The sequence below is a fragment of the Streptomyces sp. NPDC057950 genome (assembly GCF_042887295.1).
GTDB lineage: Bacteria > Actinomycetota > Actinomycetes > Streptomycetales > Streptomycetaceae > Streptomyces > Streptomyces kaempferi.
Genome location: NZ_JBHVPP010000003.1, coordinates 297,360 through 319,860, shown reverse-complemented (window position 1 = coordinate 319,860; position 22,501 = coordinate 297,360). Strand labels below are relative to the sequence as shown.

The 22,501-nt window shown below is 72.2% G+C and carries 23 protein-coding genes; 13 read left to right on the top strand and 10 right to left on the bottom strand.

Annotated elements, in window-relative coordinates; all coding sequences use genetic code 11:
• Positions 1-18 precede the first annotated feature (18 nt).
• The 4 genes from ACFVTC_RS08275 (at position 19) to fabF (ending at position 3,682) form a co-directional block, all read left to right on the top strand.
• Positions 19-942, top strand: a complete 924-nt coding sequence (locus tag ACFVTC_RS08275; RefSeq protein ID WP_390125497.1) for an ACP S-malonyltransferase — start codon at positions 19-21, stop codon at positions 940-942.
• 16 nt (positions 943-958) lie between these two features.
• On the top strand, positions 959-1,990 hold the full coding sequence (locus ACFVTC_RS08270) for a ketoacyl-ACP synthase III (protein ID WP_390125228.1): 1,032 nt from the start codon (positions 959-961) through the stop codon (positions 1,988-1,990).
• 71 nt (positions 1,991-2,061) lie between these two features.
• Entirely contained in the window at positions 2,062-2,310 is a 249-nt protein-coding gene (locus ACFVTC_RS08265) for an acyl carrier protein (protein WP_148013808.1), read from the top strand.
• Between the two features lie 100 nt (positions 2,311-2,410).
• Positions 2,411-3,682, top strand: coding sequence for a beta-ketoacyl-ACP synthase II (gene fabF / locus ACFVTC_RS08260; RefSeq protein WP_390125226.1), 1,272 nt, complete (start codon positions 2,411-2,413; stop codon positions 3,680-3,682).
• Between the two features lie 95 nt (positions 3,683-3,777).
• On the opposite strand, the gene ACFVTC_RS08255 is transcribed toward fabF, so the two are convergent.
• Entirely contained in the window at positions 3,778-4,272 is a 495-nt protein-coding gene (locus ACFVTC_RS08255; protein ID WP_153290778.1) for a DUF3145 domain-containing protein, read from the bottom strand.
• A gap of 243 nt (positions 4,273-4,515) precedes the next feature.
• On the opposite strand from ACFVTC_RS08255, the gene ACFVTC_RS08250 reads away from it, so the two are divergent.
• Both ACFVTC_RS08250 and ACFVTC_RS08245 read left to right on the top strand, forming a co-directional pair.
• Positions 4,516-5,415: an SGNH/GDSL hydrolase family protein gene (locus tag ACFVTC_RS08250; RefSeq protein ID WP_390125495.1), complete on the top strand. Its 900-nt coding sequence runs from the start codon at positions 4,516-4,518 to the stop codon at positions 5,413-5,415.
• Between the two features lie 130 nt (positions 5,416-5,545).
• The gene (locus ACFVTC_RS08245; RefSeq protein WP_390125223.1) at positions 5,546-6,523 is read left to right on the top strand and encodes an aldose epimerase family protein; all 978 of its coding nucleotides are present in this window, start codon (positions 5,546-5,548) and stop codon (positions 6,521-6,523) included.
• A 77-nt stretch (positions 6,524-6,600) separates the two neighbouring features.
• On the opposite strand, the gene ACFVTC_RS08240 is transcribed toward ACFVTC_RS08245, so the two are convergent.
• Both ACFVTC_RS08240 and ACFVTC_RS08235 read right to left on the bottom strand, forming a co-directional pair.
• Complete coding sequence (locus ACFVTC_RS08240; protein WP_390125221.1) at positions 6,601-9,096, bottom strand: glycoside hydrolase family 3 protein; 2,496 nt, start codon at positions 9,094-9,096, stop codon at positions 6,601-6,603.
• Entirely contained in the window at positions 9,093-9,215 is a 123-nt protein-coding gene (locus ACFVTC_RS08235; protein ID WP_390125219.1) for a hypothetical protein, read from the bottom strand. Before ACFVTC_RS08235 ends, ACFVTC_RS08240 begins: the two co-directional genes overlap by 4 nt.
• Positions 9,216-9,272: 57 nt before the next feature.
• Here ACFVTC_RS08235 and ACFVTC_RS08230 point away from each other — a divergent pair, with 57 nt between their 5' ends.
• Entirely contained in the window at positions 9,273-9,848 is a 576-nt protein-coding gene (locus ACFVTC_RS08230) for a TetR/AcrR family transcriptional regulator (protein WP_390125493.1), read from the top strand.
• A gap of 146 nt (positions 9,849-9,994) precedes the next feature.
• Here the strand turns inward: ACFVTC_RS08230 and ACFVTC_RS08225 are convergent, their stop codons facing one another.
• Together ACFVTC_RS08225 and ACFVTC_RS08220 are read right to left on the bottom strand one after the other, a co-directional pair.
• Positions 9,995-10,393 carry a RidA family protein gene (locus ACFVTC_RS08225; RefSeq protein WP_390125216.1) on the bottom strand — a complete coding sequence of 133 codons (399 nt, stop codon included), beginning with the start codon at positions 10,391-10,393 and terminating at the stop codon, positions 9,995-9,997.
• Between the two features lie 9 nt (positions 10,394-10,402).
• Positions 10,403-11,218: an NAD(P)-dependent oxidoreductase gene (locus ACFVTC_RS08220; protein ID WP_390125214.1), complete on the bottom strand. Its 816-nt coding sequence runs from the start codon at positions 11,216-11,218 to the stop codon at positions 10,403-10,405.
• Positions 11,219-11,267: 49 nt separating this feature from the next.
• Here ACFVTC_RS08220 and ACFVTC_RS08215 point away from each other — a divergent pair, with 49 nt between their 5' ends.
• Together ACFVTC_RS08215 and ACFVTC_RS08210 are read left to right on the top strand one after the other, a co-directional pair.
• The gene (locus tag ACFVTC_RS08215) at positions 11,268-12,200 is read left to right on the top strand and encodes a LysR family transcriptional regulator (protein ID WP_390125211.1); all 933 of its coding nucleotides are present in this window, start codon (positions 11,268-11,270) and stop codon (positions 12,198-12,200) included.
• Positions 12,201-12,362: 162 nt separating this feature from the next.
• Complete coding sequence (locus ACFVTC_RS08210; protein ID WP_390125209.1) at positions 12,363-13,652, top strand: pyroglutamyl peptidase; 1,290 nt, start codon at positions 12,363-12,365, stop codon at positions 13,650-13,652.
• Between the two features lie 48 nt (positions 13,653-13,700).
• Here the strand turns inward: ACFVTC_RS08210 and ACFVTC_RS08205 are convergent, their stop codons facing one another.
• The 4 genes from ACFVTC_RS08205 to ACFVTC_RS08190 all read right to left on the bottom strand — a co-directional run bounded on the left by ACFVTC_RS08205 (position 13,701) and on the right by ACFVTC_RS08190 (position 17,306).
• A complete protein-coding gene (locus tag ACFVTC_RS08205; protein WP_390125207.1) occupies positions 13,701-14,516 on the bottom strand; it encodes an EI24 domain-containing protein in 816 nt (271 codons plus the stop codon).
• A gap of 74 nt (positions 14,517-14,590) precedes the next feature.
• Positions 14,591-15,454: a hypothetical protein gene (locus tag ACFVTC_RS08200; protein WP_390125205.1), complete on the bottom strand. Its 864-nt coding sequence runs from the start codon at positions 15,452-15,454 to the stop codon at positions 14,591-14,593.
• 307 nt (positions 15,455-15,761) lie between these two features.
• A complete protein-coding gene (locus ACFVTC_RS08195) occupies positions 15,762-16,181 on the bottom strand; it encodes an organic hydroperoxide resistance protein (RefSeq protein WP_390125203.1) in 420 nt (139 codons plus the stop codon).
• 105 nt (positions 16,182-16,286) lie between these two features.
• Positions 16,287-17,306 carry an NADP-dependent oxidoreductase gene (locus tag ACFVTC_RS08190; RefSeq protein ID WP_390125201.1) on the bottom strand — a complete coding sequence of 340 codons (1,020 nt, stop codon included), beginning with the start codon at positions 17,304-17,306 and terminating at the stop codon, positions 16,287-16,289.
• 127 nt (positions 17,307-17,433) lie between these two features.
• Here ACFVTC_RS08190 and ACFVTC_RS08185 point away from each other — a divergent pair, with 127 nt between their 5' ends.
• Complete coding sequence (locus tag ACFVTC_RS08185; RefSeq protein WP_390125198.1) at positions 17,434-17,868, top strand: MarR family winged helix-turn-helix transcriptional regulator; 435 nt, start codon at positions 17,434-17,436, stop codon at positions 17,866-17,868.
• A gap of 221 nt (positions 17,869-18,089) precedes the next feature.
• Here ACFVTC_RS08185 and ACFVTC_RS08180 read toward each other — a convergent pair whose 3' ends face one another.
• Positions 18,090-18,890 (bottom strand): hypothetical protein, encoded by an 801-nt coding sequence (locus ACFVTC_RS08180; protein WP_390125196.1) that lies wholly within the window; start codon positions 18,888-18,890, stop codon positions 18,090-18,092.
• A gap of 263 nt (positions 18,891-19,153) precedes the next feature.
• On the opposite strand from ACFVTC_RS08180, the gene ACFVTC_RS08175 reads away from it, so the two are divergent.
• The 3 genes from ACFVTC_RS08175 (at position 19,154) to ACFVTC_RS08165 (ending at position 22,397) form a co-directional block, all read left to right on the top strand.
• Positions 19,154-20,311 carry a mandelate racemase/muconate lactonizing enzyme family protein gene (locus tag ACFVTC_RS08175; protein ID WP_390125193.1) on the top strand — a complete coding sequence of 386 codons (1,158 nt, stop codon included), beginning with the start codon at positions 19,154-19,156 and terminating at the stop codon, positions 20,309-20,311.
• Entirely contained in the window at positions 20,308-21,312 is a 1,005-nt protein-coding gene (locus tag ACFVTC_RS08170; RefSeq protein ID WP_390125191.1) for a zinc-binding dehydrogenase, read from the top strand. The genes ACFVTC_RS08175 and ACFVTC_RS08170 overlap by 4 nt, the downstream gene beginning before the upstream one ends.
• 116 nt (positions 21,313-21,428) lie before the next feature.
• Complete coding sequence (locus ACFVTC_RS08165) at positions 21,429-22,397, top strand: hypothetical protein (RefSeq protein WP_390125188.1); 969 nt, start codon at positions 21,429-21,431, stop codon at positions 22,395-22,397.
• Positions 22,398-22,501: the final 104 nt, after the last annotated feature.

Sequence of the window (22,501 nt, the reverse complement as noted above, 5' to 3'; positions counted from 1 at the left end):
ACAAGAGAGAGTGTGAGAGTGCTCGTACTCGTCGCTCCCGGCCAGGGCGCCCAGACGCCCGGCTTCCTGACCCCCTGGCTCGATCTCCCCGGTGCCGCCGACCGCCTCGCCGCGTGGTCGGACGCCATCGGTCTCGACCTTGCCCACTACGGCACGCAGGCCGACGCGGACGCGATCCGGGACACGGCTGTCGCGCAGCCGCTCCTGGTCGCCGCCGGACTCCTCTCCGCCGCGGCACTCGGCGACATCCGCGACCTCGCTCCCGGCGCCGTCGCGGGGCACAGCGTCGGCGAGATCACCGCCGCCGCGTTCGCGGGGGTGCTCGACGACACCGCCGCGCTGACGCTCGTACGCACCCGCGGCCTGGCCATGGCCGAGGCCGCCGCCGTCACGCGGACCGGTATGTCGGCGCTGCTCGGCGGAGACCCCGAGACGACGGTCCCGCACCTGGAGAAGCTCGGCCTGACCCCCGCCAACGTGAACGGCGCGGGCCAGATCGTGGCCGCGGGCACGCTGGAGCAGCTGGCCGCCCTGGAGGCGGACAAGCCCGACGGCGTACGCCGGGTGGTGGCCCTGAAGGTCGCGGGCGCGTTCCACACGCACCACATGGCACCCGCCGTCGAGGCGCTCGCGCAGGCCGCCGAGGATCTCAGCCCCGGTGACCCGCGGGTCACGTACGTCTCCAACAAGGACGGCCAGGCCGTCAAGTCCGGCGCCGACGTCCTGAAGCGGCTGGTCGGCCAGGTGGCCAACCCGGTCCGCTGGGACCTGTGCATGGAGACCTTCCAGGAGCTCGGCGCGACCGCGCTGATCGAGGTGTGCCCGGGTGGCACGCTCACCGGCCTCGCCAAGCGCGCGCTGCCGGGTGTGAAGACCCTGGCGCTGAAGACCCCAGACGACCTCGACGCGGCTCGCGAGCTCCTCGCCGAGCACAGCGCCTGACAAGGAGCCCGAGAGCATGTCGAAGATCAAGCCCAGCAAGGGCGCCCCGTACGCACGGATCCTGGGCGTGGGCGGCTACCGTCCCGTCCGGGTCGTGCCCAACGAGGTGATCCTCGAGACGATCGACTCCTCCGACGAGTGGATCCGCTCGCGTTCCGGCATCGAGACCCGGCACTGGGCCTCCGACGAGGAGACCGTCGCCGCGATGTCGATCGAGGCGTCCGGCAAGGCCATCGCCAACGCCGGGATCAACGCCGACCAGATCGGCGCCGTGGTCGTCTCCACCGTGTCCCACTTCAGCCAGACCCCGGCCATCGCCACCGAGATCGCCGACAAGCTCGGTACGGCCAAGGCCGCCGCCTTCGACATCTCGGCCGGCTGCGCGGGCTTCGGCTACGGACTGACCCTGGCCAAGGGCATGGTCGTCGAGGGTTCGGCGGAGTACGTCCTGGTCATCGGCGTGGAGCGGCTGTCCGACCTCACCGACCTGGAGGACCGTGCGACGGCCTTCCTGTTCGGCGACGGCGCGGGCGCGGTCGTCGTGGGCCCCTCCCCGGAGCCGCACATCGGCCCCACGGTGTGGGGCAGCGAGGGCGACAAGGCCGGCACCATCAAGCAGACCGTCCCGTGGGACCGGTTCCACACCGGCGACGTCTCGACGCTCCCGCTCGACTCCAAGGGCGAGATCAAGTTCCCTGCGATCACGCAGGAGGGCCAGGCGGTCTTCCGCTGGGCCGTGTTCGAGATGGCGAAGGTCGCCCAGCAGGCGCTGGACGCGGCCGGGATCAGCCCGGACGACCTGGATGTCTTCATTCCCCACCAGGCCAACGAGCGGATCATCGACTCGATGGTGAAGACGCTGAAACTGCCGGCGCACGTCACGGTCGCCCGGGACGTACGCACCACCGGCAACACCTCGGCCGCCTCGATTCCGCTCGCGATGGAGCGGCTTCTGGCGACCGGTGAGGCGAAGAGCGGCGACACCGCGCTCGTCATCGGATTCGGGGCGGGTCTCGTGTACGCCGCCACGGTCGTTACCCTCCCCTAGGCACACCGTCCGGACCACTCCGGCCGGAGTACCGCCACACCATCTGGATACATACCGAAGGAGCGCCTGACATGGCCGCCACTCAGGAAGAGATCGTCGAAGGTCTCGCCGAGATCGTGAACGAGATCGCCGGGATCCCCACCGAGGACGTCCAGCTGGACAAGTCCTTCACCGACGACCTGGACGTCGACTCGCTGTCCATGGTCGAGGTCGTCGTCGCCGCCGAAGAGCGCTTCGACGTCAAGATCCCGGACGACGACGTCAAGAACCTCAAGACCGTCGGCGACGCGACCGACTACATCCTCAAGAACCAGGCCTGATCCGCGGACCGGGCCCGGCCCGGTCCACCGATCAGTCCGTTGCCCCGCCACCCGGCGGTGGCGCCGCTGAATCCTCGTATCCGTTGGAGAAAGAATTCCCGTGAGCTCGACCAATCGCACCGTGGTCGTCACCGGTATCGGCGCAACCACACCGCTGGGTGGCGACGTAGCCTCTACCTGGGAGGGCCTGGTCGCCGGCAAGTCCGGTGTCCGCCCCCTGGAGCAGGAATGGGCCGCCGAACAGGCGGTCCGTATCGCGGCGCAGATCGCCGTGGAACCGGGCGAGGTCATCCCCCGCCCGCAGGCCCGCCGTCTCGACCGCTCGGCGCAGTTCGCGCTGATCGCGGCCAAGGAGGCCTGGGCGGACGCCGGCTTCACCGACCGGGCCGGCGACGACCCGGCCATCGACCCGGACCGCCTCGGCACCGTCATCGCCTCCGGCATCGGCGGCGTGACCACCCTGCTCGACCAGTACGACGTGCTGAAGGAGAAGGGCGTCCGCCGCGTCTCCCCGCACACCGTCCCCATGCTCATGCCCAACGGCCCGTCGGCCAACGTGGGCCTGCTCGTCGGCGCCCGCGCCGGCGTGCACACCCCGGTCTCCGCCTGCGCCTCGGGCGCCGAGGCGATCGGCTACGCCATCGAGATGATCCGCACCGGGCGCGCCGACGTCGTCGTCGCCGGCGGTACCGAGGCGGCCATCCACCCGCTGCCCATCGCCGCCTTCGGCAACATGATGGCGATGTCCAAGAACAACGACGACCCGCAGGGTGCCTCACGGCCCTACGACGTCGCTCGCGACGGCTTCGTGCTGGGCGAGGGCGCCGGCGTGCTGATCCTGGAGTCCGCCGAGCACGCCGCCGGGCGCGGTGCCCGGGTCTACGCCGAGGCGGTCGGCCAGGGCATCTCCGCCGACGGCCACGACATCGTGCAGCCGGAGCCGGAGGGCCGCGGCATCTCGCGCGCCCTGCAGAACCTGCTGGACAACACCGACCTCGACCCGGCCGAGATCGTGCACGTGAACGCGCACGCGACCTCGACGCCCGCCGGTGACGTGGCGGAACTGAAGGCGCTGCGCAAGGTCTTCGGTGACGACGCCGACCACATGGCGGTCTCCGCGACCAAGTCGATGACCGGTCACCTCCTCGGTGGTGCGGGGGGTGTGGAGTCGGTGGCGTCGGTGCTGGCTCTGTACAACCGGATCGCTCCGCCGACCATCAACGTCGACAACATCGACCCCGAGGCCGAGGCGAACGCCGACATCGTGCGCGGGGAGGCTCGCAAGCTGCCCGTCGAGGGCCGCATCGCCGCGCTGAACGACTCGTTCGGGTTCGGCGGGCACAACGTGGTCCTGGCGTTCCGGACGATCTGAATTCGGCCGTAGGTGTGCTGAACGGGGTGTGGCCCCGGACTCCTTCCGGAGTCCGGGGCCACACCTGTTGTTCGTGGGGCGTGCGGGCTGGCGGGTCAGACCACCTGGTGGAGCCAGCGGACCGGGGCGCCCTCGCCCGCGTACCGGAAGGGTTCCAGCTCGTCGTCCCAGGGCTTGCCCAGGAGCTTGGCGAGGTCGGCCTCCAGGTCGGTCTCGCCGCGCTGGGAGCGCAGGAGCGCGGCACGCAGCCGGTCCTCGGGGATCAGGATGTCGCCGTGGATCCCGGTGACGGCGTGGAAGATGCCGAGTTCGGGGGTGCAGCTGTAGCGCTCGCCCTCGGCCGTGGCGCAGGGCTCGGCGGTCACCTCGAAGCGCAGCATCTGCCAGCCGCGCAGCGCGGAGGCGAGTTTGGAGGCGGTGCCCACCTCGCCCTTCCAGGAGAACTCGGATCTCCAGGTGCCCGGCGCCGCGGGCTGCCGGATCCAGTCGAGGTTGACGCGCGTACCGAGCACACCCGCGACCGCCCACTCGACGTGCGGGCACAACGCGCGGGGCGCGGAGTGCACGTAGAGAACTCCACGTGTCGTCACTGGGGCCTCCGGGCAGAGCGAGACATCTTGTAACTTAGCGGAACGGCAGTGGCAGGGCGGCCACGTGGCGAGGCTACCGTGCGGCGGCGCAAGGAGTGTGACGTACCGTCGGTCCCAGCGCCCAGAAACATTGAGGTTTCACCCGAGGGGACGCGGTGCGACCGACCCTGTACTGCGCGGTGTCGGCCAACCGTGTCGGTCAGGTGCTGACCGATTATGTTCAACGAACGAGGGGACCAGGGGATGCGCATCCGCAGCCACCGTCCGCGCGCCGTCCTCGCCCTGGTGACGGCGGCCCTGCTGGGTGTGGCCGGGTGCGGCGCCTCGGGTGACGGCTCCTCCGCTCCGCACGGCGCGGTCAAGGGGCGGCCGTCCCCGAAGCCGTCCCCCCTCTGGAACCGCAGTCCCCACTCCGTGGCCGCCGTCGGGGACTCCATCACCCGTGGCTTCGACGCCTGCACCGTGCTGTCCGACTGTCCCGAGGTCTCCTGGGCGACCGGCAGCGACACCCGGGTCCGCAGCCTGGCCGTACGGCTGCTCGGGCCGGAGGGGGCCGCCGAGCGCAGCTGGAACTACGCGGTGACCGGTGCGCGGGTGGCGGACCTGCCGGAGCAGATGGCGCGGGCCGTCGCCGAGAAGCCGGAGCTGGTGACCGTGATGGTGGGCGCCAACGACGCCTGCCGCTCGTCGGTCTCGGCGATGACCTCGGTCGCCCGCTTCCGCGCCGCGTTCCAGGACGCGATGGGCACCCTGCGCGACGAGCTGCCGAAGACCCAGGTGTACGTGTCGAGCGTGCCGGATCTGAAGCGGTTGTGGTCCGAGGGGCGCGGCAACCCGCTGGGCAAGCAGATCTGGAAACTGGGCATCTGTCCCTCGATGCTGGCCGACGCGGACTCGCTGGGGTCGCGTGCGGCGCTGCGGCGGGCGAAGGTGCGGGACCGGGTGGAGCAGTACAACAGGGTTCTCGGGGAGGTGTGCGCCAAGGACCGGCGCTGCCGTTTCGACGGGGGCGCGGTCTTCGGTTTCCGCTTCGGTACGGACCAGCTGAGCCACTGGGACTGGTTCCACCCGAGCAGGGACGGCCAGGCCCGGCTCGCGGAGCTGGCCTACCGGGTGGTGACGGCCCGGCAGCCTGCGGGCTAGGCGGACAGCCGGTGGGAGGGGCGGCGGAGCCGGGCGGCCGGGCTGGGCGGCCGGGCTGGGCGGCTGATCGGATGGACTCGGCCGGTGGACCGGACCGGTGGGCACAGGTCATTGGCCTAGGCTTCCGATCATGGACAGCGAACTCTTCGGCACCCTTCCCGACGGCACCCCGGTCCACCGCTGGACGCTGGAGCGTGCCGGGGTGCGGGTGCGGATCCTGACGTACGGCGGGATCGTCCAGTCGGTCGAGATCCCCGACCGCGACGGGCACCGCACGGACGTGGTGCTGGGCTTCCCCGGCCTCGACGGGTACCTCGCGCACCCGGACCCGTACCTCGGGGCGCTGGTCGGGCGGTACGCCAACCGGATCGCCGGCGGCCGCTTCCCGCTCGACGGTCTCACCTACCACCTCGCGCAGAACAACGCCCCCAACTCCCTCCACGGCGGCGAGCTCGGTTTCGACAAGCGCGTGTGGGACGCGGAACCGGTCGGGCACGGGCTGCGGCTCACCCGGGTCTCCCCGCACGGCGAGGAGGGCTTCCCCGGCCGTCTGGAGGTCACGGCGACGTACGGGCTGGACGCGGCGGGCGCGCTGCGCATCGCGTACGAGGCGGTCACGGACGCGCCGACCGTGGTGAACCTGACGAACCACTCGTACTGGAACCTGGCCGGTTCGGGGAACGCCGGCGGTCACGAACTCCGGCTGTCCGCGTCGCGGTACACGCCGGTGGACGCGGATCTCATCCCCATCGGGGCGCTGGAGTCCGTGGACGGTACGCGCTTCGACTTCCGGACGGCGCGGAAGGCCGGCGCCGGGTACGACCACAACTTCGTGCTGGACAAGGGCACGACGGCGAGCGCGGTCGAGGTCGCCGAGCTCCACGACCCCTCCTCCGGGCGGGTACTGACGGTCGCGACCACCGAGCCGGGCCTCCAGCTCTACACCGCGGACCACCTGGGCGACCCGTTCGCGCCCGGCGACGGGATCGCGCTGGAGACGCAGCACTTCCCCGACTCCCCGAACCGGCCGGAGTTCCCGAGCACGCGGCTGCGGCCGGGGGACACGTACCGCTCGGAGACGGTGTACGGGTTCGGGGTGCGGCCCTAGGGGTGCCGGGAACCGACGAGCCCCGGTCCGGATGTCAGGTTCCGGACCGGGGCTCGTCGAGGGGGGGCTGTCCCGGATCAGACGTTAATCGTCGTCACGACCCGGCGGTCGGTGATCGAGCGGCCTGCGGCAACCTCGTACGAACCCTTCACAAACACCCACGTGCCGGCGGCCTCGTCCCAGACCTCGAAGGCGCGGCGGGGGATGCCGAGCACGGCCTCGACGGTCTCGCCCGCACCCGCCCCGACTCCGGCGAAGGCGGCGAGCCTGCGGGCCGGGCGCTCGCTGTCCGCCTCGACCGGCGTCAGATAGAGCTGGACGACCTCGCGGCCGGGGCGCCCGCCGGTGTTGCGGACGCGGACCGTGACCGTCGCGGCGCTGTCGCCGTCGCCGTCGCCGTCGGAAGGCTCGATCGACTCGTACGCCCAGTCGGTGTAGCCGAGGCCGTGCCCGAAGGGGTACGCGGGGGTCCTGCCGTCCCTCTCCCAGGCCCGGTAGCCGATGAAGGCACCCTCGGTGTAGGGGAGTTCGCCGTCGACGGGCACCACCTGGGTGACCGGGGCGTCGGCGAGCGGACCCCAGGTCGTGGGCAGCCGGCCGCCGGGCTCGTGGGCGCCCGTGAGGACGTCCGCGAGGGCGCTGCCGCCCTCCTGGCCGGGGAACCAGGTGAGCAGCACGGCGGCGACCTCCTCGCGCCACGGGAGTTCCACCGGGGAGCCGGAGTTGACGATCACGACGGTGTTCGGGTTGGCGGCGGCGACGGCGTGCACCAGGTCGTCCTGGCGCCCGGGGAGCCGGAGGTCCCCGCGGTCGAAGCCCTCGGACTCGACACGTTCGGTGGTGGCGACCACGACGACGGCGGTGTCCGCGGCACGGGCCGCCTCGACCGCCTCGGCGATCAGTTCGTCGGGGTCGCGCCGCGGTTCCTGGTGGACGAGGGAGAAGCCGACCATCCTCAGGGGCGCGCCCTCGGGCTGGACGACCACCTGGCGCAGGGACACCTCGTAGGTCTCTCCTGCGGTGAGATCGACCCGGGCGCGCTCCTCGGGGGCGCCGAAGAACGCCGTGAAGGGGCTGTCCTCCGTGGGGAGCTGGGTGCCCTCGAAGTGGACCGTGCCGTCGACGGTGAGGGTGAACGCGCCGAGGCCCTTGATGCCGAAGGTGTGCGTGCCGCTCACGCGCGGGGTGAAGGTGCCCCGCAGATCCACGGTGTGGAGGGTGTCGTGGGTGACGCCCTCGGGGAGGTCGCCGCCCATCCACTGGAGGTGGCCGTTGGGCGCGGAGCCGCTGCCGATCACCCCGCCGTCGCGGTCGCGGCATTCCGCGCGCAGGGCGAACCCCTTGTCGGCGACGGCGAGTTCCTGGTTCGGGTCGGCTCCGACCGCGTACGTCAGGCTGCCTTCGGGGAGTGCGGCGGTGAGGCCGTCCAGGGGCGACACGACGTGGGCGGGGAAGACGGTGGCGGAGCCGCCGCCGAGCACCCGGGCGTCGCGGGCGGCGGCGCCGCTGAGGGCCACCGTGCCCGGCCGCAGCGGCAGCGTCGCGTTCTCGTTGCGTACGAGGACGAAGGAGCGGCGGGCGATCTCGCGGGCCAGGGCCTCGCCGTCCACCGGCTCCGGCAGCTCCGTGACGACCGGTTCGGCGCCCTCCAGGATGCCGACGCGGGCGGCGAGCCGCAGGACGTTGCGGACGGCCTCGTCGACCTTCGCCTCCTCGGTGCGGCCCGCGCGGACGGCGGCGGCGAGGGCGTCGCCGTACACGGTCTCGGGACCGGGCATGGCGACGTCGAGGCCGCCCTCGATCGCGCCCACCGTCGAGCGGGCCGCCGTCCAGTCGGAGACGTTGAAGCCGTCGAAGCCCCACTCACCGCGCAGGACCTCGTTCACGAGGTGGTGGTGCTCGGTCATCGTGGTGCCGTTGACCGAGTTGTAGGCGGTCATGATGCCCCAGGGGCGGGCGTTCTCGACGATGGCCTCGAAGGGGGCCAGATAGAGCTCGCGCAGGGCGCGTGCGGAGACGAGGTTGTCCACCGTGAAGCGGTCGGTCTCGGCGTCGTTGGCCACGAAGTGCTTGACGGTGGTGCCGACGCCGCCGGACTGCACGCCCCGCACATATCCGGCGCCGATCCGCCCGGTCAGGTACGGGTCCTCGCTGTACGCCTCGAAGTGACGGCCGCCCAGCGGCGAGCGGTGCAGGTTGACCGTGGGCGCGAGCAGCACGTGGACGTGCTTGCGGCGGGCCTCCTGGGCGAGGAGGACGCCGGCGCGGTGGGCCAGAGCGGGGTCCCAGGTGGCGGCCAGCGCGGTCGGTGAGGGGAGGGCGATGGACGGGTCGTCGGCGGTCCAGCGCACGCCCCGCACGCCGATCGGGCCGTCGGACATGACGAGGGACCGCAGTCCGATCTCGGGTAGTCCGGGCAGCGACCACATGTCCTGCCCCGCGAGCAGCCGCGTCTTCGCGTCCAGGCCGAGCCTGCCGAGGGCCGCCTCGACGACCGTCTCGCGCTCGCGGTCCGCCGCGCTCCCGTCCCTGGTCCCGGTCCGGCTCTCCGCTGTCTCCGCTGCCTCCGTCACGGTGGCACCTCCTCGTTGAAGTCCGTGAAACCCGTGAAGCCGAGCCCGTGAAACCCGCGCGGCCGTACGGCCGTACGGCCGTACGGCCGCGGGATCCGCCGGGCGTTCTCATCCTGCACCCGCGACCTGTAGAGCGGTAGGTTTCGTTTCCTTGCCGTGATGTTCGGGGTGGGCGGATACCGTACGGTGACGCAATGACGACCAGGACCAGGAGCGAGGAGCGGCGCGCGGAGATCGTGCGCGCGGCCCTGGAGGTGATCGCCGAACGCGGTTACCGGGGCGCGAGCATGGCCGCCGTCGCCGAGCGCGTGGGCCTCACCCAGCAGGGGCTGCTGCACTACTTCCCGACCAAGGACACCCTGCTGGTCGCGGTCCTCGAGGAACGTGACCAGTGGGACGCCGTGCCCGACGGCCAGTGGCGGCTGGACCTGCTGGCCTCGCTCGCCGACTACAACGCGATGCGGCCGGGCATCGTGCAGACCTTCTCGGCACTGCTCGGCGAGAGCGTCACGGAGGGGCATCCGGCGCGCGAGTTCTTCACCCGGCGGTATGTCGCCGTGCGCGCGAGCATGGCGCAGGTGCTGCGCGCCGAGTACGGGGAGCGGCTGCCGAGCGGGCTCACGCCGGAGCGCGCCGCCCCGCTGCTGGTGGCGGTGATGGACGGGCTCCAGTACCAGTGGCTGCTGGACCCGGAGTCCGTGGACATGCCGGCCGCGTTCCGTGACTTCCTGGTGCTGCTGGGCGAGGCCTGAGCCACGGCCTCACCACGCAGACGGTGCCGAGGGCGACGGCTCAGCCCGTGTCCCCGGCAACGGCCGACGCGGCCACGCCCGCCCCGGACTCGGAGCAGTTCGAAGCCGACGCGGACCGCGTCACGGGTCCTGTGGCGCGAGAGGAATCACTCCGGCCCCCGGGCGGCGGGGACGGCGGCCACGACCTCGATCTCTATGAGCGCATCCGGCCTGAAGAGGCGGGACACCTCGAAGGTCATGCTGGTGGGCGGGGTGCCGGTGAGGTACCGGGCGCGTACGGCGCCGTACTCGGGGAGCCGGGTGATGTCCGTCAGGTACGTACGGATGTTGATGACGTCGGCGAGCGTCGCGCCGTGTGCCTTCAGCAGCGAGCCGATCGTCTCGAAGACGCCCCGGCTCTGCTCGGCCAGGCCGACACCGTCGGCGACCTGACCGGAGAGGTACAACAGGGCTCCGCCGCCCGCGAGTTCGACGCGGGCCACCTGGGAGTAGTAGCCGTTGGCGGGCTGGGGCGCGCCGGCCGGGCTGTCGAGTGCGATCCGCACGGAGTCTCCTCAGGCCGAATGCCGGCGGATGCGTTCGACGGCCTGTGCGATGTCCGCGTCGGCGCCGGCGGGATCGGCCGCCGCCCGCTTGTAGTGCTCCAGCACCGCCTCCATGGCGGGGAGCCGGGCGGTCTCCGTGGCGAGGGCGACGTCCTTCACCGCGAGCGAGGTACCGAAGTGCACGTCCTCGGCGAAGGCACGGCCGACGGCGCCGCCGAGCGGACCGCCCGCGAGCGAGCCGCGGACCGTGTCCTCGTCGAGGCCGAGCGCGTCCGCGAGGACCATGGCCTCGGCGACCAGGGCGACCCCACCGAGCACCGCGGTGTTGACGACGAGCTTGAGCGCGGCGCCGGAGCCGGACGGGCCGGTACGGGTGACGGTGCCGAGAGGGGCGAGCACCCGCTCGACGCCCGCCACGTCACCGCCCGCGAGAATGCCGAGCTGCCCCGCCGCCGCCTTGTCCGTACTGCCCGCCACCGGCGCGTCGACGAGCCGCACGCCCTCCCCCAGCCGGGCGGCCAGCTCCTTGACCACGTCCGGGCCGACGGTCGACATCTCCACCCAGTACGTTCCCGGGCGCAGTCGCGGCACGACGGCGTCCGCGACCGCGCCGAGCGCGGCGGGGTCGGCGAGCATCGTGATCACCACATCGGCGTCCCGCACGGCCTCGCCGGGGGACGCGGCGAGCGTGGCCCCGGCGGCGACCAGTGGCCCGGCCTTCGCGGCGGTACGGTTCCAGACGGTCAACGGGTGCCCCGCGTCGAGGAGTCGGCGCGCCATCGCCGCGCCCATGTGACCGAGTCCGAGGAATGCGATCTTTTCCATGTCCCCGACGCTAGGCGTGCCCGGGTGATGCGGCAAGCGAATGTCTAGCATGGGTCCCATGCCCGACCCGCATGACGTACCCGGTCTGTCCACCACCTGGCTGCGAGTCTTCCTGGAGGTGGCCCGGCACGGTTCGTTCACCGTGGCCGCGCGGACCCTCGGCTGGACGCAGTCCGCTGTCTCCCGGCAGATCTCCTCGCTGGAGTCGGCGCTCGGCGGGGCCGCGCTCTTCGACCGGCTGCCCCGGGGCGTCCGGCTGACGGAGGCGGGACGGGTCCTCGTGCCGCACGCCGAGACGGTGGTCGAGCGGCTGCACGGCGCCGGACGTGAACTGGCGGCGCTGCGCGAGGCGGCGGGCGGCCGGCTCCGCTTCGGGGCCTTCGCCTCGGCCGACGCGGCGCTGGTGCCGCGCGCCATCGCCGCCTTCCGCGCCCGCCGTCCGGGGGTACGGCTCAGCCGCGAGGAGGGGCTGACCCCCGCGCTCCTGGACCGGCTGTCCGCGGGCCATCTGGACCTGGCGATCGTCTCGACGACGGGCCGCGCCCCCTTGGAGGCCCACGCCCTGCACCACCTCCTCGACGAGTCCCTGTACGTCGCCGTGCCCGCCGGTCACCCGCTCGCCGTCGAGACGTCGGTGCGGCTGCCCCAACTCGCCGACGCCGACTGGATATCCGGCTCCGCCCGCCCCGAGGGCACTCTTCTGGACGCGGCCCTGCGGCACGGCTTCCGTCCGCGCGTGGCGCATGTCGTGGCCGAGTGGACCGCCAAGCAGGGGTACGTCGCCGCCGGTCTCGGGGTGACCCTGGTCCCGGCGCTCGCCGCCGAGTCCGTGCGTCCGGACGTCGTCCTGCTTCCGGTGCGCGACGAGGGGGCGCCGGCCCGCGCGGTGTACGCGGCGACGGTACGCGGCCGGTCCCTGGCACCGGCCACGGCGGCGTTTCTGGGCGCGCTGCGGGAGGCGGCGGCACGGATCCCCGTGTGACGGAGCTCCTCGTACGAGCACCGCACCGTGCGTCACTCCTCATGGCGTACGCCCCTCCGGCACGCGATACTGCGGCCGTCCGGCAGCACCCCACGGCGACGGAAGGCATGAACTCCCTTGATCTGCAGAGGCGTTCGGATCGGATTACTCGCACTGACATTGATGGCGGGGTCGGCGGCCGTCCCCACCGCGTCGGCCGCGGCGCACCCCCGCAGCACGGACTCCGGCACCACGGGCTCCGCCGCCGTGGATTCCGCCGCCGTGGATTCCGGCACCGTGGAGGAGCAGCGGCTCGACCGGGCCGCGCCCCAGGAGATCCTGCGGCGCTCCGGATTCGACACGGTGACGCCGGAGTTCGCCCGGGTGCTGGAACGGTCGGGCTCGTACGCGCGGGCCGAGCGGGTGGTCGCGCGGCAGGGTGCGCGGCTGTGGCGGCGGGCCGTGGACCGGGCGCAGGGGCGCGGCCCCGCGGGCGGCGACCTGAGTCGCGACGACGACCGGCCGCTGTACTGGGCGCGGCTCGGAATGACCCGTGAAGTGCGGCGGTGGACGCCCCGGTTCGGCCTGACGGACGCGCAACGCACCCGCCTGCTGGACGCGTTGGAGCAGAGTTCGCGCGGCCGGCGGGACATCCGATGGCCGTGCGCCAAGGGCCTGAAACGGATCCTGGTCACCGGGTTCGACCCGTTCACGCTGGACCAGGACGTCCGGACCTCCAATCCGTCCGGGGCCACGGCCCTCGCCCTCGACGGCACGACGATCCCCACGGCGCACGGACCCGCGCGGATCGAGACCGCCGTCTTCCCCGTCCGCTGGCAGGACTTCGCCGACGGCACGGTGGAGCGGACACTGCGGCGGCAACTGCCGCGCGTGGACCTGTTCACGACCGTGAGCCAGGGACGCGTCGGCCGCTTCGACGTCGAGCGGACCAACGGGGCCTGGCGGGGCGGCTACCCGGACAACGAGAACGTGTCACGGACCGGGACGGTCCCGGTCACCGATCCGGCCTCGCAGCCGCAGTGGACGACGACGACCCTCCCGTACGCGCGGATCGTGGCCGCGGACACGGGCCGCTTCCCGGTGTACGACCACACGTCGGTGACCGAGATCCCGGCGGGAGGCACCGATCCGGTCGTACGCCCGGACGGCCCGACCCCGGGCTCGACGGCGCGTGCCGGAGGCGGCGGTGACTATCTCTCCAACGAGATCGCCTACCGCGTGACGCTGCTGCGTGATCGCCTCGGCCTGCACGACAGCCTGCCGGGCGGTCATGTCCACACGCCCGTGCTCGAGTTCGGCACCGGCAACACGGACCCGGGGACCGGGACGGTCACCGATCCCGGGTTCGTACGCAACCGGCTGGACATCATCGCCCAGGTCCGGTCGATCCTTACGGTGGCCGCCGACGCGGGCGCGCCGGGGATCAGTGGGACGGGGCGGACGCGGGACTGACGCCGAGGCCGGCCAGGACGGGGGTGACGGCTGCCGCGAGAACCTGGTTCACGCCGTAGCCCCCAGCTCCCGGTCCTCCTGGTCCCCCTGGTCCTCCCGGTCCGGGGTCGGGCCGCCCGTCTCCTCGCCCAGCAGGTCACGGGCCATCAGCGTGGCGCCCGCGACGGCGCCCGGCATCAGGAAGACGGCGACCACGGGGACCAGGAAGGCGAGGCCCAGGGGCGTGCCGAAGCCCCAGACCAGCATCTTGCGGGAACGGAGCAGGGTGAGGCGGGCACGGAGTTCGACGCGGCGGCGCTGGAGGGCCACCGCGGTCAGTTCCTCGGTGAGGAAGAAGCCGGTGACGAAGAAGCCGATCACCGGGACGACCGTCTGGCCGACGACCGGGACGAAGCCGAGGGCGAAGAGGAGGATTCCCCAGACCAGGGCCCGTACGACGATCCGGAGGCTGTCGCGTCCCGAGATCCACAGCTCGCGCCAGAGCGGCAGCCCGGATTCGGGGGCGGTGCCGTCCGGGGAGACGTCGCGGTCGACCTTCTCGGAGAGCGACTCGTAGAAGGGTTGTCCGACGAGGAGCGTGACCGCGGTGAAGGTGATCACGGCGAGCAGGAGGGCGAGGGCGAAGAGCACGGCGGTCAGAAGTCCGCGGAAGAGGCCCTGCCACGGGCTCGTCCAGTGGTCCGCGAAAGGGGTGGCCCAGGTGACGAAGTCCTCGCCGTAGAGGGCGAGCGCGATGAGTGCCGCCGCGTACAGCACGAGGGTGATCAGCCCGGGAAGGAGGCCGAATCCGTACTGCTTCCCGTGCCGTGCGACCCATCGCTGGCCCTGTATGAGGTAGTTGAACCCTGCCCCGAGATCACGCATGCGGGCCACCTTACCGGCGCCCCGGCCGCCTTCCCCCGTGCCCGGTGCCCCTGGACGCGTGGACCCCGGCGGGCCTACGCCGGGTTCACCGCCACCACCACGCTTCCGTCCGCCGCGGGCGACACCGCCGCCGACATCCGGACCGCCACCGCCCGCCCCACCCGTCCCGCGCGGGACGCCGAGGCCAGCAGCAGCGGCTGGAGATGTTCGAGGCCGGAGACGAGGAACTCCTCCCCGGCGATCAGGACGGGACGGACGGCGTCCGTCGTGGCGGCCGCCGCCTCGGTGAGGTCGGCCAGCGGCGGCAGCGCGGCCCGTACCACCCCCGCACCCGCCGTGGCCGCCCGCTCGGCGAGCGCCACCTGCAGCGGCAGCAGCGGAGCGAGCGCCTCGGTCAACGCGTCGGCGATGCGTCGGAGTTCCGGGGACGAGTCGCGCAGGACGTCGGCCGCCGCGCGGATCACCGGTGTCGACGCGAGCAGCGCCCCCGCCACCACCCCCGCGACCGTCGGCAGCAACGGCGACCCCGCCTCCAGCAGCTCCCCGAGCGCGGCGGCCGCCTCCTCCACCGCGGGCTCCACCGCGTCGAGGACCGGCAGCAGGCTGTCGCCCACGGCGGCCAGCAGCACCCGGGCCGGTTCGCTCACGGGATGCGTCGCCAGCGGCGCCCCGGTCGTCCCCAGCCGCGTCAGCGTGTCCACGATGCGGTAGAAGGCCTGCTGCGCCTGCGGTGACGCGCTCGCCTCGGCCAGCTCCGCCGTGGTCGCCCGGAGCACCCGCAGCGCCTCCGCCCCCGACCCGTCCCGGGGGTCGAGGGTGTTGAGCGCGATTCTGGTGATGTTCCCCGGCGTGTCGAGGAGTTGGCCGGTGACGTCGGTGGTGGCGCGCGCCAGGCGCCGCAGATCGTCCCTGCTGGGGAGCGACGGAATCGGGGACATGGGCCCTCCTCGCCACGCGCGGTACATCGGTCCGGAGCCCGCGCGGCCCTCCGTCGCGCCGGTGCCCACCCCCAGCATGCCCTCCACGACCCGCCGGGGATGCGCCATCCGTGGCATCGGTGACGTCGACACCTTCTTGTTCCGGGAGCGTCGGGCCTGTCGGGTCTGTCGGGTCTGTCGGATCTGTCGGGCAGGTGCGCGTGGCGGTGTCCCGAGGCGGTGCGAGGTCGGGCCGCCGTGCGCTCCACCACGCGCGGGCCGCGCCCCGGTCTCCGGGACGCGGCCCGCGCCGCGGTCGGCGGGTCCGTCAGACGAGCGTCACCGTGACGTCGCCGCGGGTCGCCTTCGAGTACGGGCAGACCTGATGGGCCTGCTCGAGCAGCTCCCGCGCCGTCGCCGCGTCCACGGCCGGGAGGGTCGCGGAGATCTCGACGATGATGCCGAACCCGTCGTCGTTCTTGCCCAGACCGACCCTGGCGGTGACCGTCGAGCCGGTGAGGTCGGCGTTCCGCCCGCGGGCGACGACGCCGAGGGCGCCCTGGAAGCAGGCGCTGTACCCGGCGGCGAAGAGCTGCTCCGGGTTGGTCCCGGCGCCGCTCCCGCCCAGTTCCCTCGGCGGGTTCACGACGACGTCGAGCCTGCCGTCGTCGGTGGCGACCCGGCCGTCGCGGCCGTTGTGCGCGGTGGCGACGGCGGTGTAAAGGACGTCGGACTGCTGGATGGACATACGGTGCGTTCCTCCCTGGTCCGCCGCGACTCGCGCCCACGATCGCGACGACTTCGGAAAGAAGTTACCGTATGCCGGAAGTCCAGCAGAAGCCCCGCCGGGGCGTCAGAGCTTGACGATCATCTTTCCGGTGTTGTCGCCGCGCAGGACGCCGAAGAACGCCTCGAGGTTGTTCTCGATGCCCTCGACGAGGGTCTCGTTGTACTTGAGCTCGCCGGAGCGGATCCAGGCGCCGACCTCCTGGACGAACTGCGGCTGCAGGTCGTAGTGGTCGCCCACCAGGAAGCCCTGGATGCGGCCGCGGGTCTGGATGAGACGGGCGAGGTTCCTCGGGCCCGGAGCGGGCTCGGTGTTGTTGTAGACGGAGATCATGCCGCAGACCGCGACGCGGCCGTCCCGGTTCAGTCGGCCGATGGCGGCCTCCAGGTGGTCGCCGCCCACGTTGTCGAAGTAGACGTCGACGCCGTCGGGGGCGGCCTCGCGCAGCTGCTCGCCCACCGGGCCGTTCTTGTAGTTGAACGCGGCGTCGAAGCCGTACTCCTCGACGAGCAGCTTCACCTTCTCGTCGGAGCCCGCCGAACCGATGACCCGCGAGGCGCCCTTGAGCCTGGCGATCTGTCCGACCTGGCTGCCGACGGCACCGGCCGCGCCCGACACGAAGACGGAGTCGCCCTCCTTGAAGGAGGCGACGCGCAGGAGACCCGCGTAGGCGGTGAGACCGGTCATGCCGAGGACACCGAGGTACGCGGAGAGCGGCGCGGCCTCGGGGTCGACCTTGACGGCCTGCTTGGCGTCCACGACGGCGTACTCGCGCCAGCCGAGGAAGTGCAGGACGTGGTCACCGACCGCGATCCCCTCGGCACGGGAGGCGACGACCTCGCCGACCGCACCGCCCTGCATGGCCGCGCCCAGCTCGTAGGGGGCGGCGTACGACTTGGCGGCGCTCATCCGGCCGCGCATGTAGGGGTCGACGGAGACGTACTTGTTGCGGACGAGGACCTGGCCCTCCCCGGGCTGCGGAACCTCGGCCTCGACCAGGGCGAAGTCCTCGGGCTTCGGCCAGCCGACCGGGCGGGCGGTCAGGTGCCATTCGCGGCCGGCGGAGGGGAGCTGGGTGTCGGTCATGAGGGTGTGTGCCTTTCCTGCATGCATGCACGCTTGCCTGCGCACTACGGCTCTAATGCTTCACTACCTGAAACAACCATGCTCCTGAATATTTCATGATGTCAAGTAAGGGAGTAGCCTGGAGGCCATGGCCACCCAGAAGACGCACCGGATCGACCCTCTCACCCTGGAGGTCGTCGACCTCATCGGCTCGGTCGTGGCGCGGTACCACGAGGAGTACGAGGACGCCGCCGCCGAGCACGCCCTCACCGGGGCGCAGGCGCGGCTGCTCGGTCTGCTGTCGCTGGAGCCGCTGCCCATGCGGAGGCTGGCGCAGAAGCTGAAGTGCGAGCCGTCGAACGTGACGGGGATCGTGGACCGGCTGGAGGTGCGGGGGCTGGTGGAGCGGCGGCCGGACCCCTCCGACCGGCGGGTCAAGCTGGCGGCCGCGACCGAGGAGGGGCTGCGGGTGGCGCACTCCCTGCGGGAGTCACTGCGTTTTGCCCGGGAGCCGTTGGCGGGGCTGTCACGTGAGGAGCGGGTGTCTTTGCGCGATCTGCTTCAGCGCATGCTGACGCCGTAGCCGCCGGTTCCTTCGCCCCCGCCGCCCCTACCCGTCCCATCCGTACCTGGGGGCTCCGCCCCCAGACCCCCATCGGCCTCACGGGCCTTGTCCTCAAACGCCGGACGGGCTGAACTACCCAGCCCGTCCGGCGTTTGAGGACGAGCCCTTCGGGCGATGCGGGGGTCCGGGGGCGGAGCCCCCAGGTACGGGTCGGGTAGGGGCGGCGGGGGCGAGAGGACCTACGTGCACCACCACAGGAAACGATTGCACGTGTGCGACGGGGAAGGCGTGGGAGTCGCCGGCGCCGACGTCGGCGCGGCCGGCGGCGTCGTGGCGGAACGCGGCGGCCCCGAAGAGGCGGGCGCCGACACCGAGGCACCGCCCCCCGCACCCGCGGTGGCAGACTGCCCCTGAGTGTCCTTCTTGTCCCCGTCCTTGGACTTGTCGCCCTTGGCGGACTCGGACACGGAAGCGGAGGGCGACGCCGAGGCACTCGGCGAGCCCGTGGCGGTGGGCGCCCCTCCCCCGGAACCCCCGGTGTCACCGGTCGGCCGCGCCGTACGCTCCGCGGAGGTACCCGAGCCACCATCGGCGGACGCGTCCGCGCTGGCCGCGTGCGGAGTCACTCCGGGCGCCTCGATGCCGAGTTCGGCGAGGCTCAGTCCGCCCGCGGCGAGCAGCAGCCCCGCTCCGGCGAAGAGCACCCTGCGGCGCCTCCTGCGGTGGGCCGCGGCCTTCCGGTCGCGCCGGCTCGCACCGGCGGGCCCGCGGCCGCGCCGTCGCCCCCCGGTCCGGCGACGACCACCATCCTCGTCCTCGCCGTCGCCGTCGCCGTCGCCGTCGCCGTCGCCGGGATCTTCCTCGTACGCGCCCTCACTCTCGTGCGGATCGTCGGAGTCGTACGGGTTCGTCCCCGCGTCCGGTTCCGGGTGCGCCCCGGTGCGGCCCGCGGATGAGCGGAGCTGTTCGGCTGAGGTGCCGCACCCCGGGCAGGCAAGGGCGCCGTTGAGGTGCCTTCGGCACGGGTCGCAGTAGTCCATGACGCCGGAAGACTAAGTTCCCCATGCGTCCCGTTGATAGTCACGGCTGTGAAAGTTGTGTGGTGAACCATCCGTTTCGGCGCGTCGCACCCCTCGTTCACAGCGTCACGTGTGCGACGACCCGAGGCATACCGCCAAAATCCGCCGCCGACCGTCGCGTTCGACCCATTGACACTCCCGGGCCCGCATCCTACTGTCACGCCAGCATTTCGAACGTGTGACGAAATTTCGAACAGAACGCAAGAGCACAGGGGGCAACTGCCGTGCGCATCACGGGAATCAGCACACACGTGGTCGGGACGCCCTGGCGGAACCTGACCTACGTCCAGGTGCACACCGACGAGGGCCTGACCGGAGTCGGCGAGACCCGCATGCTGGGCCACACCGACGCGCTGATCGGCTATCTGCGGGAGGCGGAGGCCAATCACATTCTCGGTTCCGACCCGTTCGCTGTCGAGGACCTCGTCCGGCGCATGAAGTACGGCGACTACGGGCGCGCCGGCGAGATCGTGATGTCGGGCATCGCCGTTATCGAGATGGCCTGCTGGGACATCAAGGGGAAGGCGCTCGGCGTCCCCGTGTGGCAGCTGCTCGGCGGCAAGGTCACCGACCGGGTCAAGGCCTACGCGAACGGCTGGTACACGACCGAGCGGACCCCGGAGGCCTACCACAAGGCCGCTCAGGAGGTCGTCGCCCGCGGGTACCGCGCCCTCAAGATCGACCCGTTCGGCACCGGCCACTTCGAGCTCGACCACGAGGCCACGCTCTACTCCGTCTCGCTCATCGAGGCGGTGCGCGACGCGATCGGCCCCGAGACCGAGCTGATGCTGGAGATGCACGGCCGTTTCTCGCCCTCGACCGCCGTCCGGCTCGCCCGCGAGCTCGCGCCCTTCAAGCCCGCGTGGCTGGAGGAGCCGGTGCCGCCGGAGAACCTGAAGGCGCTGGAGAAGGTGGCCGCCAAGGTCGACGTCCCGATCGCCACCGGCGAGCGGATCCACGACCGCATCGAGTTCCGAGAGCTGTTCGAGAGCCAGGCCGTCGACATCATCCAGCCCGACGTCGGTCATCTCGGTGGGATCTGGGAGACCAGGAAGCTGGCCGCGACCGCCGAGGCCCACTACGTGCTCGTCGCTCCGCACAACGTCGGCGGCCCGGTCCTCACCGCCGCCTCCCTCCAGGTCGGCTTCAGCACCCCCAACTTCAAGATCCTGGAACACTTCAACGACTTCGCCGACGCGGAGATCAAGAAGGTCGTCAAGGGCGCCCCGCAGGTCGTCGACGGTTACTTCGAGCTGTCCCACGAACCCGGTCTCGGTGTCGAGCTGGACGTCGACGCGGCGGCCGAGTTCCCGCAGCAGCAGGCCCGCTTCGACCTCTGGGCGGACGGCTGGGAGCAGCGCAGGCCGAAGGGGGCGCAGTGAGCAGCTCGGTCGTCGTCGACGCGCCGGGTGAGCACCGGCTGACCGACCACGAGCCGGTGCCGCCCGCCGCGGGCGAGGCGCTGGTCCGGGTCCACGCCGTCGGCATCTGCGGCAGCGACCGCGAGGTGTACCAGGGCAACCGGCCCGAAGGGTACGTGCGTTATCCCCTCACCCCCGGCCACGAGTGGTCCGGGACGGTGGCGGAGGTGGGTGCCGGGGTGCCCGCCGGTCTCGTCGGCCGCAAGGTCGTCGGCGAGGGCTTCCGCAACTGCCAGGTCTGCGACCGCTGCCACGCGGGCGAGACCACGCTGTGCACGGCGGGGTACGAGGAGACGGGCTTCACCCAGCCGGGTGCGATGGCCACCACCCTCACCCTGCCGGCCCGGCTGCTGCACGTCCTGCCGGACGACGCCGACCTGACGGCGGCGGCCCTCCTGGAGCCGGCCGCCTGTGTCGCGGCGGCCGCGCTCAAGGCCGACGCGCGCCCCGGTGAACGCGTCGCGGTGGTGGGCACGGGGACGCTCGGGATGTTCGCCGTCCAGTTCCTGCGGGCGGGTTCCCCCGGGGAGCTGCTCGTCGTGGGCACCCGCCCCGACCGGGACAAGCTCTCGCGGACCTTCGGTGCCACCGACTTCCGTACGAAGGACCAGGAACTGCCCGCCGACTTCGACGTCGTCATCGAGACCGCCGGGTCCGCGTCCGCCGCGCGCACCGCCGCCTCCCTGCTCCGGCGCGGCGGACGCCTGGTCCTCACGGGCATCCCGGCCCCGGGCGCCGAGGGACTCGACCCCACCGACCTCGTCGTACGGCAGTTGGAGGTGCACACCGTGTTCGGGGCGCCGCCGGCGGCGTGGGCGCACACGGTGCGGGTGTTCGGCGCGGGGCTGCTCAGCCCCTTGCCGCTGGTCACGCACGAACTGCCGCTCGCCGGGTTCGCCGAGGCCATCGAGTTGGCGGGATCCGGCGATCCCGCGGTCGGCAAGGTCCTGCTGCGTCCTTAGCCGTGCGCCGGTACGGAGTCACCTGACGGCTCCGTACCGGCGTACCACCCGGCCTCCGCGCACCCAGAGCCGCGAACTTCGTCCGAAATCACGAACATGAACATGAAGGACAGCCAGTGACCGACCCCTCTCCCACGGTTCCCCGTCGACCCGGTGAGCCGGCACTCGCCGCGCTCGGCCTGGGCGCGCCCGCCCTCTCCCCCGCCGACGCCTCGCCGCACAGCTTCCCCGAAGGCGGCCGCTGGCGCACCGAGGTCCCGTCCGTGGAAGGTCCCGAGGCCCTGGCCGTGGTCCTCAAGGAGTCCTCGCGGCTCGATGTGCCGATCCACCGCATCAGCCAGGGCAGCGGTGTCTGGATGCTGACCGATGCCGAGATCACCGAGATGGTCGAGGCCACCGCCTCGCGCGACATCGAGCTGTGCCTGTTCACCGGTCCACGCGGCACCTGGGACATCGGCGGTTCGGTACGCTCCGACTCCCGCGGCGGCGGACTGCGCGCCCGGGGCCACGACGCGGTGGCCGGCTGCGTCGAAGACGCCGTCAGGGCGACGGAGTTGGGCGTCAAGTGCCTGCTCGTCGCCGACGAGGGCGTGCTGTGGACGCTGCACCGGGCGCGCGTGGCCGGGATCATCCCGGCCGACACGACGCTCAAGCTCTCGGCACTCGTGGGGCCGGTCAACCCGGCCTCGTACGCGGTATACGAAAGGCTCGGCGCCGACTCCATCAACGTGCCGAGCGATCTGACGCTCGATCACCTCACGGAGATCCGTCGGGTTTCGGCCGCACCCATGGACATGTACATCGAAGCCCCCGACGATCTCGGCGGGTATGTCCGGATGTACGAGGTGGCCGAGCTGATCCGGCGCGGCGCACCGATCTATCTGAAGTTCGGCCTGTCCAAGACCCCCGGGATCTACCCGTACGGCCACCATCTGCGGGATCTGACCCTGAACACGGCCAGGGAGCGGGTGCGGCGCGGCAGGCTCGCCCTGGACCTGCTCGCGCGGCACGGAGCGGACGGCGACATGGCGCCGCTCGGTTCGCGAACTCCCGGTCCGATGTCGCGTTTTGACACCTCCTCATAACGTTCCGACTAACTCCCCTTCACAAAAGCCGACACGGCCGCGCACAATCCCACACACCTCTCCTCGGTCTTTTCTTCGCACCGCCCCGCGGAGCGTCCCCGCAT

Excerpts from the sequence above, each read along its gene's own strand:
- ACFVTC_RS08270 (WP_390125228.1), top strand. The coding sequence starts at position 959 with ATGTCGAAGATCAAGCCCAGCAAGGGCGCCCCGTACGCACGGATCCTG.
- ACFVTC_RS08265 (WP_148013808.1), top strand. The coding sequence starts at position 2,062 with ATGGCCGCCACTCAGGAAGAGATCGTCGAAGGTCTCGCCGAGATCGTG.
- ACFVTC_RS08250 (WP_390125495.1), top strand. The coding sequence starts at position 4,516 with ATGCGCATCCGCAGCCACCGTCCGCGCGCCGTCCTCGCCCTGGTGACG.
- ACFVTC_RS08245 (WP_390125223.1), top strand. The coding sequence starts at position 5,546 with ATGGACAGCGAACTCTTCGGCACCCTTCCCGACGGCACCCCGGTCCAC.
- ACFVTC_RS08220 (WP_390125214.1), bottom strand. The coding sequence starts at position 11,218 with ATGGAAAAGATCGCATTCCTCGGACTCGGTCACATGGGCGCGGCGATG.
- ACFVTC_RS08215 (WP_390125211.1), top strand. The coding sequence starts at position 11,268 with ATGGGTCCCATGCCCGACCCGCATGACGTACCCGGTCTGTCCACCACC.
- ACFVTC_RS08210 (WP_390125209.1), top strand. The coding sequence starts at position 12,363 with ATGGCGGGGTCGGCGGCCGTCCCCACCGCGTCGGCCGCGGCGCACCCC.
- ACFVTC_RS08205 (WP_390125207.1), bottom strand. The coding sequence starts at position 14,516 with ATGCGTGATCTCGGGGCAGGGTTCAACTACCTCATACAGGGCCAGCGA.
- ACFVTC_RS08200 (WP_390125205.1), bottom strand. The coding sequence starts at position 15,454 with ATGTCCCCGATTCCGTCGCTCCCCAGCAGGGACGATCTGCGGCGCCTG.
- ACFVTC_RS08195 (WP_390125203.1), bottom strand. The coding sequence starts at position 16,181 with ATGTCCATCCAGCAGTCCGACGTCCTTTACACCGCCGTCGCCACCGCG.
- ACFVTC_RS08190 (WP_390125201.1), bottom strand. The coding sequence starts at position 17,306 with ATGACCGACACCCAGCTCCCCTCCGCCGGCCGCGAATGGCACCTGACC.
- ACFVTC_RS08185 (WP_390125198.1), top strand. The coding sequence starts at position 17,434 with ATGGCCACCCAGAAGACGCACCGGATCGACCCTCTCACCCTGGAGGTC.
- ACFVTC_RS08180 (WP_390125196.1), bottom strand. The coding sequence starts at position 18,890 with ATGGACTACTGCGACCCGTGCCGAAGGCACCTCAACGGCGCCCTTGCC.